Here is a 14710-nt window from a genome sequence, read left to right on the forward strand (position 1 = left end):
ATCTATGTTAAGTATTTATACCTACACTGCTTCGGGTGTTGAGTAAGTAATCATAAATCTTTATCTACCCAACTATTCTAGCTTAATTGATTCTTGGTGAAGGTATTTTTTCATTAACAATCAAGACTTACACACTTTTAGGAAAATTTAGGAATTTTGATACATTTCCCCTTTTCTTTTCGTAAACCCTAATTATCCATTGTCCATGACTATGATTTTTTACTTTCTTCATTATTGTGACCATAACCATAGGTATAACCGTAGCCATAATTTTTTTTGTAACCAGATTTATAACCATAGCCGTAACCATATCCCTCATCTTTGCGATTAAAGCAGTTAAGAATTAATCCAGCCACATTAATATTAGCCTGTTCGATAATCTCTCGACTAGCTTTCAAAAGAGGCAAAGTAGCTTTACCTTGACGAATTACCATTAACATAGCGTCACTCATCCTCGCAAACAACTGAGCATCCGCCGCCACAGTCAAAGGTGGTGCGTCAATAATAATCAAAGCATAATTTTTTCTTTGTTCCTGAATAAAATTAAGCATTTGGGGAGAACCGATTAAACCCACCGGGTTATTATTATGTCCCCCCGCCGGAAAAATATCTAAATTTTCGATACCCAAAATATCTTGACCACTAACTAATAACTGCTCAAAAGGAATACGACCGTTACTCTGTAGATATTGATTTAAACCTTTTTCTGCTTGATAATTCCAAATGACTTTTTGAGATGGTTTACGCATATCCCCTTCAATTAAAAGCACTTTTTTAGCGCCCTCCGCCGAGTCATCTTGAGGATTTAAAATTTCGGCAGCAACGGTAGCCAAATTGGCCGCAGTAGTGGATTTCCCCTCCCCGGGTACAGAACTAGAAATGGTAATGACATTTAGTGCTTGTTTTTCGGTACTCATAAAACTGAGGGTAGTATATAACTGTCGATATTCCTCAGCAATTACCGAGTTAGAATGGTCTCTGGCAGGTATTTGAGTTGTGCTATCTTTGCCTAAAACCTCAGAAAAATTGTTAACCCTAGCTAAGATAGTTTGAGGTAATACTTTCTTAACACTTTCAGAACTTTTGAGACCTTTATCTAATTTATCTAAAATTAGAGCAACAATGGAAGCTAAAATGACACCACCAATGAAGGATTGAGCGATGTAGAGTAGTTTTCGACTTGGTATAGGAGTATCGGGAACTAATGCCCTTTCTACCAATTGAATATTGCCCTGGGTCTTACTCAGAGAAATTTGTACATCCTGATAGTTTTGTACCAAGTTTCGCACTAAATTTTCTCTGACTTCAATATCTCTTTGTAGTTGTTGGTTTTTAAACTCTAATTCTGGTAACTGATTAACTCTTTGACGGTAATCATCAATTAAGTTTTCTAAGGATACCAGTTGAGCTTCTAGGCTTTGTATTTGTCTTTCGGTATCAGCATACTCTTCTAATAATCGAGTTTGGGTTTGTCCGGGTTGCACAATGGCATCAATATTGACGTTGGTATTATCTTGAGTTTGACTGACAAAGGTGTTATCTATTTGATTTTGTAATTGTTCTCTTAATACTTCTTCTTCTCTTTGTAGTGCAATAATTTGGGGATGTTGATCACCAAAACGGACTTTTTCTGTTTCAATTTTCGCTTTGAGGGTTTGCAATTCTTTTAATAAGCTACCAGCTACGGGGGATTCATTAATAAAACTAGAAACTACAGCGCTCCTCGAATCCACTTGGAAAATTTCTTGTAGGGATTGTTGTTTTGCTCTGAGGGCGGATAATTCCGTTTTAGTGGTAGCCATTTGTTTATCCAACTCGCCAATAATTTGCACAGTGGAACTAGCTTCGGCTTGAATGTCTAAAATACGATTGGATTGCTTAAATTCTTTTAATTCTTCTGTGACTAATTCTAATGATTCTTGGCTTTTGGGTAGTTGTTGTTCGAGAAAAGTAGCTACGTTGCGATTTTCTTGTAAATTTCTTTCTAAATCAATGGCAAGATAATTATCCATCCAACTGTTAACGATTTGAGCGGCCAGAAGAGGGTCTTCATCTTCATAAGATAATTCAATAATCTCTGTATCTCTAATATTAGTAATATTAATGTTTTTAAGTATATCTAGTTCTTCTTCATCTTGTTGTTGATCTAGTTGTAAATCTTTTATTACTCTTTGGGCAAGTAGTTCAGAATTAATCAATTCCAAATCGTTAGCAACGTTACTTCTTTTTTGATTGAGGGCAAGAATATCAGCTATATTACCGCCACCACGGTTATTGGGAAATAAAAGTTTGCCGGTGGCTCGATAAACGTCCACTTGAGTGGCTGCTTTTTGGAAGCCTAGTAACACTACCGCAATAAAAACAATACTGGCAGGAAACCAACGACGGCGAAGAATTTTTAGATATAGAATTAAATCTTCCATTATGAGTAGTTACTGAACTGATTGATAATAAAGGTTTGTGATAAATTGTTCTGGGGAGTAGGAGTGAGGCAGGAAAAATTTTGCTTTGTTAAATATAGCTTAATCTACTGCTACTTTGATTAGTCCTAAAATACTTAACACTTGTCGGATGGGATCAAAAAAGGAAGTCATGCGATCGGAACGGGCTGCCAATGCTGACCTTTCAATAAAGACGATGTCATTATTTAATAGTTGCGGATTCGTTTCTTCATTAATGGGGGCGCTAAAGTCCACGGGAATACTTCTTCTCGTCACCGTGCCGTCTGGATTTAAGCGAATTAGTTGCGCTACGGTATCTTTGGCTCTTTTTTGGTCGAAACTACCGGCTGCTAAGATAGCTTGTTGTAGGGTAATGTTGGGTTGTAGTTGTTTGATACCCGGATTCTCTACTTCTCCCACTACGTTAATATTAATATTATTAGGAGAGAAACTGGCGGTAGCTAATTGTCTTACTTCTGTTTCATTGATGGCGGTGGAGGTGGGGATAAAAATTTGATCACCATTTTGTAAGATAGCATCTTGTTGAAAGTCCCCTGATTCTAGTAATTCCCATAGGTTCACTTGTACTGTTTGTCTTTGTCCGTTGGGCAGTTGCCGGCGCACTTCAATATTTCGGATGTCGGCGCGCGCCGTCAAACCCCCTGAACTTTTGATTGCCCTTGATACGGTGGGAATACCCGCTAAACTCTCTTGACTGGTGATACGATCAGTTTGAAATTCAAGGCGATCGCTCAAATCAGAGGAGCGCACGTCACTACCACTTAAAGTATAAGGTCCGGGTCGATTGACTTCCCCGACAATATTAACGGAAATGGGAATGCTGAGGTTAGCGGAAAAATTGGCAGTGGCGATACGATAGACTTCATTGGGGTTGAGGCTGGGGGCGCTGGGTATCAAAATCCGATCACCATCTCTTAAGATGATATTTTCGTTGGCGTCTCCTTGATCAATAAAATTCCAGAGGTTAACATTAATTGTTTGTTGTTCCCCTTTATAGTTTCTAATGACTTGGATATTACGGGTATCAGCAGAAGCATTAATACCACTGGCAATATCCAAAGCATCAATGATGGTAGGAAATTTAATTGATCCCCTGATATTGCCTGTATTACCTATTTGTCTAAAGGGTACAGTATAAGCACCCGGCGTTCTCACTTCTCCCACTACACTAACATTAATTGGTCTGGGGGTAACTAAATTAACGGCGATGATGGGGTTACGCAGTAATCCTCTTGACACATATTCACGGGTAATCAATTGTGAGGCTTCCGCTAGGGTTAAGTCTCCTACATCAATATTATTAAGTAATGGTAAATTGACTGTACTATCAATTAATACTTGATACTCTTTACTATATTCTGGCACATTAAATACATCGATACTAATTAAATCTCCCCCTCCTAATGTATAGGGCTGTTGGCGAGGAGGAGCGCTGTTACGAGCAAAATTTCCTGTTTCCAAACGATTAATGGGTTTGAGGCTTTCCCTGATGGGCATGGTTTGGGCTAAGGTGGAGGGCGCTAGGGAAGTGTAAAAGCCACATAAACCAAGGGATATAAAGCACTTGAGATCACTTTGTAACATTATTCTTTATTATCTGCAATTTTAATATTTTGTCATTGTTACATATAATTACGGAAATTGAACAATCTGCATTAGTCTTAATTTCAAAAAAATTGATAAGATTTACGAAGGAAATCAATTAAGTAACAAGTTTTATGCAGTATCGCCGTTTCGGTAGGACAGAATTAGCAATGCCCGTGTTTTCCTGTGGTGGAATGCGCTATCAATACAAATGGCAAGATTTACCACAAAAAGACATTCCTGTTGATAACCAAGCCAATCTTGAAGCAATTATCAAACGCAGTTTAGAGTTGGGCATTAACCACATCGAAACTGCTCGATTTTATGGTACTTCTGAAATGCAGTTAGGGCGAATTTTACCCACTTTACCCCGAGAAAAATTAATAGTACAAACTAAAATAGCGCCCTCCAGCCATAGCAAAGATTTTGGGGAAAATTTTGAGAAATCTTTACGATATTTAGGATTAGAATATGTGGATTTGTTAGGTATTCACGGCATTAATACTCCTGAATTACTACATGATACTGTGAAACCGGAAGGATGTTTAGAATTAGCCAAAAAATGGCAACAACAAGGCAAAGTAAAACATATCGGCTTTTCTACCCACGGTGACACAGATTTAATCATCGAAACAATAAAAACCAATCAATTTGACTACGTTAACTTACATTGGTATTGGATTAATCAAGAAAATTGGCGCGCCGTTACAGAAGCAAATCGTCATGATATGGGGGTTTTCATCATTAGCCCTGCCAATAAAGGAGGATTACTCTATCAACCTTCTCCCAAATTAGTCAAATTATGTCAACCTTTAAGCCCTGTCGTCTTCAATAACCTTTTTTGTTTATCTCACCCAGAAATACATACCTTGAGTGTGGGCGCTGGGCAACCATCAGACTTTGATGAGCATATTAAAACTTTATCACTATTAGACCAAGCGGATCAACTATTACCCCCTATTATTGAACGTTTAGAAGCAGAAGCAAAACAAGTTTTAGGAGAAAAATGGCTAAAAACTTGGCGCTTGGGTTTACCTCACCACAAAGACACTCCGGGTAATATCAATATTCCCCTGATTTTATGGTTGAGAAATCTTGCCCTAGCTTACGATATGGTGGAATATGGGAAAATGCGTTATAACTTGCTTGGTAACGGTGGGCATTGGTTTCCAGGGCAAAAAGCTGATAAACTGCCAGAAGTTGATCTTAAATCTTGTTTAGTTAATAGCCCTTATCAACAGGAAATTCCCCAATTTTTAGCAGAAACTGAAGTATTATTAGGAGGGCAAGAAGTAAAACGTTTGTCTCAGAGTAGTTAGGGTTTGCTGAATAAGTATTTTAGGTATTGATAGGGAAGAGGGAAAAGGGAATAGTTAAAATGCTTAAAATCAATGGTATTAAATCATAAACCGCCAAGAAATTTATGATCTTGTTGGCGAAACATTTTGTTACAGAAAATTTGACAAAATTAACAATTTGTGGATAGATTTGTGTTGGATCATAAACCGCCAAGAAATAAATTTCATGGCTCATAGCTCAAGTCGGCTAAAGCGACTAAAGGTATGTTGATAAATCGCTTCAGTAGATTTTAGCTGTTAGCTTCGTCAATTTATTGCGAAGCGGGTTGTGGCATAAAACCGACTTTTTGTCAAGTTTTATGTTAGTATTTATTTCACCAACAGAGTAATTGATTACAAGGTGGGTAAATTGCGAAGATATAATCTTTTATAACAGATTCCCGAACTTGATATTAGAGCTTAAATTGGTTGGATTAAATAACCACAACGATGCTCACCGCTATTAATCCAGTTGGTGCGCTCTACCTTACAATCAGGAAAGAGAGAGGCAAACATTTCTAATTCATGACTGCACACTTGAGGGTAGGATTCAGCCACATCAGAAATAGCGCAATTATTTTCACTGAGGAAGAATTGGGGTGAATTTTGGTCGTTATTATTTAAACAATATAACTCAGCCATATAGCCTTCTTTTTTTCTCATTTCCGCTAATTTATGAACTCTTTCCCATAAGTTTTCACTCGTTAAATATTCTCTATATAAAGAGGCTTTTTTTTGCCATTGTTTCGCTAAAACTTGTGCTACTTGTTGCTCTCCTACTGTTTCTGTTAGGGTATCTAAAAATGATACGGCAAAGTCTCCATAATTTTGGGGGAATTGTTCTTTTCCTTTCTCGCTAAGACGGTAGAGATATTGAGGTCTCCCCGATTTTATGGGGATAATTTGATGGGTAATTAATTCTTGTTGTTCTAAGTCTTTAAGATGTTTTCTCGTGGCTTGGACACTAATTTGGAGGGCGCTGGCAATGTCTGACACTGTTGCCTCATTTTCTTTTAACAAAAACTGTAAAATAGTTTCCTTACTAGACTGATGTAGGGAAGTTTTCATGTTCTCCCTCTCAAGAAGCATTTTTTTACTAAAACAACAATAATGTTGCTAAAGCTGAATTATAACAGATTTTCAAACTTGATAGCAAGACCACATCAAGGTTATACAAAAAATTCAAGTCGTGAAGGCAAATGGATAATTGACAATGGATAATGGACAATTGACGATTAAGATTTACTGAATAGGTCAAAGCTATCTTTAATTTTACCTTTGTCATTTTGACTTAATGCAAAAATTACCCACAAAAAAAAGCTGGTCAAGACTAAGGGGTTTAGTCTCGACCATTAGGTGTGGTTTAAGTGTTAGGTAGTTTGATTATAGCGAAGTTTTTTTTAATTTGACAAGGAAAAACCAAAAATTTTGCCATAAAAATTAAATTCTTCGTCCAGCGCCCTCCGAATATTTTGAGCTTTACGGAAGCCATGTTGCTCATCGGGGAATGTGATATAAAGAGTCTCAATGCCTTTGGTTTTTAAGGCTTTAACCATCATCTCTGCTTGATTAGGAGGGACGATTTTATCTTCTAAACCTTGAAAAAATGCCACGGGGCATGATAACTTATTCACATGGTTTAAGGGTGAGCGCTGTTGATAAATTTCTTTTTCTTCAGGATATTTGCCAATCAAATTATCAAGGTAACGGGATTCAAATTTATGGGTATCGGTAGCAAGGATAATCAAATCACTAACTCCATAATAACTCGCTCCGGCTTTAAAAGTATCATGGAATGTTAGCGCCGCAAGGGTTGTATAACCCCCAGCACTTCCTCCAGAAATTGCCATTTTTTCCTCGTCAACTTTACCAATTTCTGCTAAATATTTGGCAACATTTAGGCAATCTTCTACATCAACAATACCCCAATTTTTATTTAATCGCTCTCGATATTCTCGACCATATCCTGTACTACCACCATAATTCACGTCCACAAAGGCAAAACCTCGACTTGTCCAGTATTGGATGCGCAGGTTATAACTAGCTGTAGTCATGGCAGTGGGGCCACCGTGACTTTTTACCAACAGGGGTGGTAATTCTTCGGCGGGCGCTAGGAAATCTTTATTTTGAGGAGAATAATACCAAGCATAGGCGGTTTTACCGTTGCTGGTGGGAAATTCAATTTGTTCGGGCTGACTGAGATAACCTTCGTCTAAGTTTAAGTTACTAGCTTGTTGTAATATTTTAATTTCTTCCATAGCTACATCTCCCCAAACTACGGCAGTGGGTTGGCTTGGTGCGCCACCGGTAAAAAGAATTTGATCTCCTTTAGTCTGTAGATAGGCAATATTAGTGAAAGGGGTGTTTAACTCTGTCAAATCTTTTGATTTGGTGTTGAGGCGCGCTAAATGCCAAGTGCCATCTTGGGTATAGGTGCAAATAAGATTATCTTCATCAGCAAAACCATAGACTGATTCTCCAAATACCCAATGAGGATAGCCGAATTCCGCATCGAGGGGATAAATTGGATCAATTGTACCATCTTCTAAACGGCGATAAATATTCCACCAATTACGGCGATCACTGATAAAGTATAATAAGCCGTTAGGGCTAAATTCGGGCTGACAAATGGACTCGGTTTCGCTTCCTGCAATAAGTTTGGTATTGATAATTTTACCGTTATCATCTAAGGTGGCGAGAGTTAAATAGGTGCTTTCCCAAGGCATATAAGGATGATGCCATGATAACCATGCCAGTTGAGTTTGATCAGGAGAAAGACGGGGAGAAGCATAAAAATCAGCGCCCGTCACCAAATCTTGCACTTCTCCGCTATGTAAATCAATGGTAACTAATTTGTTTTCTGGTTCGTGATCGGCGTTATTATGATCTTCGGCTACACAAATCAAACGGTTACGGCTACTATCAAGGCAAAAATCAGCATATCTCAGTTTTCCTTCAGGGGTAAGAGGTTGCGGTGTTTCCCCCATTTTCTGTACATATACCCTCTGATCTTGATTATTGCAAAAATAAACTGTACCATTTTTAACCAAATAAGCGCCCCCACCGTATTCATGCACTCGACTGCGCACGTTGAAGGGCGCTGGGGTGACATCTTCAGTTTGGAGGGCGCTGTCACAATGAACAATCACCGCCCTACCCCCCTCTGAAGGGCGATTTTCCAGCCAATAAATGTCATTTTGGTCAAATTTGACCTCACTTAAACCTTTACTACCCGAAACAATCAATTCTGAAGTAATGGGGGATTGCCATTGCCCGTAACTTTTAACACACTGATTAGTCATAGATAGATTATTTTATTATTTCTTAACAATCATCTTGACATATATCGGTGGAGGGCGCTTGTCAGTGGGAGGAAATTATGAATTATGAAGTTTTAATACTTAAATCCTCAATTATCAATTATCCATCACCTCATCATCCATTTCCTCATCATCATCAACATCCAGAGGAGTGATACTATTAATTAGTTGGATTAACTGATCGCCTTTTTCGAGAGAAACATCTTCAAAGAAACTTAACGCAGGAGTATGACGTAAATTAATTTTTTGCCCTAAGCTACGTCTGACAAAAGCAGTACAGGCTTTTAAACCTGCCATGGTTTCTTCTTTTGCTTCTGGAGTGCCATAAATACTTACAAAAATTTTGGCGTGTTGTAAATCTCCAGATACCTGTACATAGGTAATACTAACCATTCCCGCACCGACTCGATCATCTTTGATGCCACTAATTAACATCTGACTAACTTCTCTTTTAATCAGAGAAGATACTTTTTCAATACGACGACTATTAGCCATTTTATATTGCTCTTAATAATATTTTTTATACTTCTTTTTTTATATAATTAATTTTAGTAATTTAATTTAGAAAATCAATTTATGAATGTTTTATCTCAAAAATAGCTATTTTTTTACTTATTTTCTATATCTACTTTTAATCACATGGTATTCAAACCTAACATAGCTTCTAGAGTAAAATATAGGAAAGAAAAACCGCCAATCAAAATCCCAAAAATAGCTATTCCAGTGAAAGGATTATTAAATAAAGGTTTAATTTGTTCCCACAAAAAAATAAATATTCCCAAAATTAAACTCACCATGTAGCGAGGATAACGCAATACATTTTCAAAAAATTCACCCATAGCTTACCTAAACCAAACTTTTTCTGTCTTAAACTATAACAATTTATTTTCTATTTTGTCAAATTTGAGTTTTAATTTTTATTAATTATCGACTAAATTAATTAACTTATTAATATACAATAAATAAAACTTTTATCTATCAACTTATTTAATCATAAAATATGGTAAAGTAATAGTTTTTATCAAGAGTAAATTTGGTAACAGAGTGGTTAATTTTTTTTAAGATCAAGTAACTTAGCTTGGGTAAAATCAACTTGATCAAAATTGCACCAGCGCCCGTCAGCGTTATTAAAAATAGTATTATGAACATTAGCTAAAACTAGATAAGCCTTAACTAAATGAGTATTAACCAACTGTGCAAAACTAAGATTAACCTTATATAAATAAGCTCCAATTAACTCAGCTTCATAAAGATTAGCATAACTTAAATCAGACTCATTAAGAGTAGCATTAATTAAGTTTGCTTCACTAAGATTAGCTCTATTTAACTGAGCATTAATGATCAAACTATCACGCAAATTAGCTAACCGTAAATTAACTCCAATTAAATTACAATAACTTAGATTAGTACCTCGTAAATCAGCGCCCCTCAAACTACAACCAATCAAATTACTATGACTAAGATCACAGTAACTTAAATCAACTTGATCTAAATTATGATTACTTAAATCAATACCTCTTAAATCAAGAATTTTGCTACCAGAATTATGATGGCGTAATTGATTCCAGCGTTGAATATCAGAAGTTAAAACTTGCCATTCTAATTGATGTTTCATCGTCACAAATTAATAATTTTCCCTATCTCCTCGACACCATTTCTCAAAGCTATGATGAGAAGGCAAGGGGAGCAACAAGGGGCGCACATCCCCTTGCCTTTCCTTGTTACCTTGCCTATATACAATCAATTTTGCCAGAGAACTTACTAGCTATTTATTTGGCAATAAGTTGCTTCGATTCAGCTTCTTGAGCGAGGAATTTTTCTAATTCCGTTAACGCTTCTGCATCTACTTTAGTCTGCATGGGACAGAATTTAGGACCACACATAGAACAGAATTCAGCCGTTTTATAAATATCCGCCGGTAAAGTTTCATCGTGATATTCTTTTGCCCTTTCTGGGTCTAAAGATAACTCAAATTGACGATTCCAGTCAAAATTATAACGAGCTTCCGATAATTGATCATCTCGATCTCGGGCGCCGGGGCGATGACGGGCAATATCAGCAGCATGAGCAGCGATTTTATAAGCAATTAAACCATTGCGCACGTCTTCAGCGTCAGGTAAGCCTAAATGTTCTTTGGGTGTTACATAACATAACATGGCAGTGCCATACCAACCAGCCATGGCAGCACCAATGGCACTGGTAATATGGTCGTAACCGGGCGCAATATCAGTAACTAACGGACCGAGAACGTAGAAGGGCGCTTCGGAGCATTCTTCCATTTGTTTTTTAACATTGAACTCAATTTGATCCATCGGTACATGACCCGGACCTTCCACCATTACTTGTAAATCATGTTCCCAAGCACGGCGAGTTAACTGTCCGAGGGTTTTTAACTCAGCTAATTGAGCTTCATCGGATGCGTCATGGGTACAACCGGGGCGCAAAGAATCTCCCAAACTGAAAGATACATCATGTTTTTTAAAGATTTCGATAATCTCGTCAAAATGAGTGTAAAGGGGGTTTTGTTTGTGGTGATGTAACATCCAACGGGCAATAATACCACCGCCACGGGAAACAATGCCAGTAATACGATTACGCACAAGGGGTAAATGTTCAATTAAAATACCAGCATGGATTGTCATATAATCCACCCCTTGTTGAGCGTGTTTTTCGATGATGTGCAAAAAGTCATTGGCGGTAAGACTTTCGATGTTACCATGAACGCTCTCTAGTGCTTGATAAATAGGCACTGTACCAATGGGAATAGGTGAAGCGTTAATAATAGCGGTACGAATTTCATCTAAATTACCACCCCCTGTGGATAAATCCATCAGGGTATCAGCACCATATTTAACGGCGAGGTGAAGTTTTGCTACTTCTTCATCAATGTTGGAACTGTTGGGAGAAGCTCCGATATTAGCGTTAACTTTACATTTAGAAGCAATACCAATGGCCATGGGTTCGAGATTAGGATGATTGATATTGGCTGGGATAATCATTCTTCCCCTTGCCACTTCATCTTTAATCAATTCTACGGGTAAATTTTCCCGTTTGGCAACGTACTGCATTTCTTCGGTGATGACACCTTGACGGGCGTAGTGCATTTGAGACACATTAGCTTGTCCCCGTCTTTTTGCGATCCATTCAGTTCTCATTTTTTCTTCCTCGATAAACAGCTTCCCTACGCTGGTATTACCCAGTCTCAGGTTCTAAGGGTTTTTCTCAGCCTATAGTCCATAGACACCCCTAGCTATGCCGTTTATTATATCACCAATTCTTGCGCCGATCTCCATTGAATTAGGGTTTGCTGAAAAAGTGCTATCGTGAGGTGAAGGGCAAAGTTAAAAGGGCAAAGGGCAAAGGTTTAAAGGTTTCAGGTTGTCGGAAATACAGCATTTTCAGCGAAAAAACCATATTTTTGACACTTTTTCTAGGTTTTATTATACTTAAAACCCCTACTAAACAAAAGTTTTGATCTATTCAGCAGACCCTAATTAGATATTCTTTTTAATTTATTAAAACTACTGTAGAAGAGCCGATTTTTTCTATTTTTTTAGATTATCAAAGTTACGAAACCAACCCTTTTTCCAAAAAAAGATCATCATTCCAATGGCTACAATTAACATTAGTACCCAGGCAAAAACATAACCCCAATACCAGTTTAATTCTGGCATATTATATGGAGATTTATCGGGATTAAAATTCATGCCATAAATTCCAGCAATAAAGGTTAAAGGGATAAAAACACTGGAAACAACGGTTAAGGTTTTCATAATCCCATTCATGCGGTTACTTACTGAAGAAAGGTAAATATCCATTAAGCTAGATGCTAAATCTCGATAGTTTTCTACTATGTCAAGAATTTGAATAAGATGATCATAACAATCCCGCAAAAATACCCTGATTTCATCAGAAATTAACTCATTTTTCTCTCTCAGTAGGGAATTCATCGCATCTCGTAATGGCCAAACCGAACGACGTATTAAAAGTAAATCCTGTTGTAATTGATGAATTTTCGTTAATGATTGATGGGTAGGAGTAGTTACTACTTCTTTTTGCAATAAATGTATAGATTCCCCATATATCTCCATCACAGGAAAAAAACCATCGATAATCGCATCAATTAAAATATAGAATAAATAATCTACTCTTTTTTCCCGAATTAATCCTTTTTTATGACGAATTCTTTCTCTTACTTCGTGAAAACAATCGTAATCAGGCTCTTCTTGTATGGTTAATAGATAATGTTTTCCCAAAACGAAGCTAATTTGCTCAGTAACAAAAAAATTTGAATGTTTATCCACCGTCACCATAGGAGAAATAAAGATTAAATAGTCTTCATATTCTACCATTTTTGGACGCTGAGGAACGTTAACAATATCTTCAAGGGCAATAGGATGAAGGTTAAACACTTGACTTAATTGTTTCCAAGTTGTTTCATTCCCTAAGCCGTCAAGATTAATCCATGAGACAGATTCAGTATTAAGAGAAAGAGTACAATCTAAAGGGTTTTCCAGTTTTTTACGAGTGGCTTGGTTTTCGTCATAGTCAATCAGTGTAATTATAGGGGCGATGGCATCAGGTTGAAAATTAAGACTGCCGGGTATAGTATTATGAGAATTATTAAAGTAATTAAAATGGGTAACCAAATTGGAAGGACGAAAATGAGTCATAGTAGTTGATTATTGTTTGAAAATAGCCCAATTAGGATTAGTAAAAGCATCTATTCATCAGATATTTGAAGAAACCATAATTAATTGACGTTGAATGAGTAAGCGCACTCCATCCAAGTTAAAATCGTCTGATTGTGAGAGAATATCCCCCACCGATAAACTTTGATTGGGGTTGAGGGCGCTGGATTTCATAAAATTAAATTCACCATCAGACAAAGTAATCGGGTGATATTGATAATCCAATAAACTGCGACTTTCCCAACCCATCATGCAGGGATTCAACTCTGGTATTGCTTTTAATAATTTCTCATCATCTTGCCAAGTTTCTTTGATAAAAGGCGGTTTAGCAAGGAAAAACTCATAATGAGTCACGCTGGAAGGATCAAGTAATTCAATTAAACGATAACGCTGTTGAGGGGTTAAAGATTGCGCCCTCCGCCGTAAATCTTCCCTAGGGATTAATTTTTCTAACTGCCAAAAATCAGGATTAGAAAAACCCACAAAATCTAAACCAGAAGTAGCGATAAAATCAAATAAAGAATTGATGTTGTAGTCAAACTCATTAGGATGCACATACATATCCGCAAAACATTCATCCCGTTGATTTTCCAGCGCCCATCGCTCTTTTTCCCGTTGTAAGAGACGACTATAATCGGGTAAACCAGCAAACAAATCCCTACCAACTTTAACACCGTCTTGATAATCCCCTCGTTTTTCCCCTTGAAGTAAAGCAATGGCTTCTTGCATCAAGAGAATTTCCCATCTACCTAACTCAGCGTAAACGAAAATATGGAATAAACCATCGGGCGCTAACTTATCCGCTAAAGCCTGAATACCAATTACTGGATTAGGTAAATGATGTAATACTCCCACGGAGTTAATTAAATCAAATTCTCCCTCCAACTCTCTGGCATCTTCTACCTGAAACTGTTTAAACTCGATTTTGCCTTGAAAATCTTTTAAAACCCCTGATTTTTCTAACCTTCTCTGTGCCGTAGCGAGGGCATTTTCACTAATATCCACCGCTAAAATGTCAGCGTGAGGATTATGTAAAACTAGGTATTCTGTACTAGAGCCTGTACCACAACCAGCATCAAGAATGCGCGGTGAAGGGCGCTGGGGTTTTTTGCCTTTGCAAAAATTATAAGCTGACTGATAATGCCAACGCCAATTATAACCCGGCGGTGGTTCACTCAAAAGAGGATCAGGGGGAAAAGGATAAGTATTATAGAGTTTTTGAACTGCTTTTCTAACTTCAGACATGATTAATTTAACTTGGTGTTTGATTATTCTCCCCTCTCCCATGGGAGAGGGGTTGGGGGTGAGGGTATCAA

11 protein-coding genes and 1 riboswitch are annotated in these 14710 nt (G+C 37.3%); of the genes, 1 reads left to right on the forward strand and 10 read right to left on the reverse strand.

Annotated elements, in window-relative coordinates; genetic code table 11:
- Nucleotides 1-209: 209 nt before the first annotated feature.
- A complete protein-coding gene (locus IGQ45_00945; GenBank protein ID MBF2055792.1) occupies nt 210-2423 on the reverse strand; it encodes a polysaccharide biosynthesis tyrosine autokinase in 2214 nt (737 codons plus the stop codon).
- 99 nt (nt 2424-2522) lie between these two features.
- Nucleotides 2523-4046, reverse strand: a complete 1524-nt coding sequence (locus tag IGQ45_00950) for an SLBB domain-containing protein (GenBank protein MBF2055793.1) — start codon at nt 4044-4046, stop codon at nt 2523-2525.
- Between the two features lie 134 nt (nt 4047-4180).
- On the opposite strand from IGQ45_00950, the gene IGQ45_00955 reads away from it, so the two are divergent.
- Nucleotides 4181-5365: an aldo/keto reductase gene (locus IGQ45_00955; protein MBF2055794.1), complete on the forward strand. Its 1185-nt coding sequence runs from the start codon at nt 4181-4183 to the stop codon at nt 5363-5365.
- Nucleotides 5366-5803: 438 nt separating this feature from the next.
- On the opposite strand, the gene sufR is transcribed toward IGQ45_00955, so the two are convergent.
- The 8 genes from sufR to IGQ45_00995 form a co-directional block, all read right to left on the reverse strand.
- Nucleotides 5804-6451, reverse strand: coding sequence for an iron-sulfur cluster biosynthesis transcriptional regulator SufR (sufR, locus tag IGQ45_00960; protein ID MBF2055795.1), 648 nt, complete (start codon nt 6449-6451; stop codon nt 5804-5806).
- 332 nt (nt 6452-6783) lie between these two features.
- The gene (locus IGQ45_00965; GenBank protein MBF2055796.1) at nt 6784-8685 is read right to left on the reverse strand and encodes a S9 family peptidase; all 1902 of its coding nucleotides are present in this window, start codon (nt 8683-8685) and stop codon (nt 6784-6786) included.
- Nucleotides 8686-8799: 114 nt separating this feature from the next.
- The gene (gene rbfA, locus IGQ45_00970; GenBank protein ID MBF2055797.1) at nt 8800-9198 is read right to left on the reverse strand and encodes a 30S ribosome-binding factor RbfA; all 399 of its coding nucleotides are present in this window, start codon (nt 9196-9198) and stop codon (nt 8800-8802) included.
- A gap of 140 nt (nt 9199-9338) precedes the next feature.
- Nucleotides 9339-9542 carry a DUF751 family protein gene (locus IGQ45_00975; GenBank protein MBF2055798.1) on the reverse strand — a complete coding sequence of 68 codons (204 nt, stop codon included), beginning with the start codon at nt 9540-9542 and terminating at the stop codon, nt 9339-9341.
- Nucleotides 9543-9751: 209 nt separating this feature from the next.
- Complete coding sequence (locus IGQ45_00980; GenBank protein ID MBF2055799.1) at nt 9752-10318, reverse strand: pentapeptide repeat-containing protein; 567 nt, start codon at nt 10316-10318, stop codon at nt 9752-9754.
- 154 nt (nt 10319-10472) lie between these two features.
- Complete coding sequence (gene thiC, locus IGQ45_00985) at nt 10473-11858, reverse strand: phosphomethylpyrimidine synthase (protein ID MBF2055800.1); 1386 nt, start codon at nt 11856-11858, stop codon at nt 10473-10475.
- Nucleotides 11859-11864: 6 nt separating this feature from the next.
- Nucleotides 11865-11961: riboswitch (TPP riboswitch) on the reverse strand.
- A 287-nt stretch (nt 11962-12248) separates the two neighbouring features.
- Entirely contained in the window at nt 12249-13376 is a 1128-nt protein-coding gene (corA, locus tag IGQ45_00990; GenBank protein ID MBF2055801.1) for a magnesium/cobalt transporter CorA, read from the reverse strand.
- Nucleotides 13377-13433: 57 nt separating this feature from the next.
- A complete protein-coding gene (locus IGQ45_00995) occupies nt 13434-14639 on the reverse strand; it encodes a methyltransferase domain-containing protein (GenBank protein MBF2055802.1) in 1206 nt (401 codons plus the stop codon).
- Nucleotides 14640-14710: the final 71 nt, after the last annotated feature.

The sequence above is a fragment of the Cyanobacterium sp. T60_A2020_053 genome, from assembly GCA_015272165.1.
In the GTDB taxonomy this organism is placed as follows: Bacteria; Cyanobacteriota; Cyanobacteriia; order Cyanobacteriales; family Cyanobacteriaceae; genus Cyanobacterium.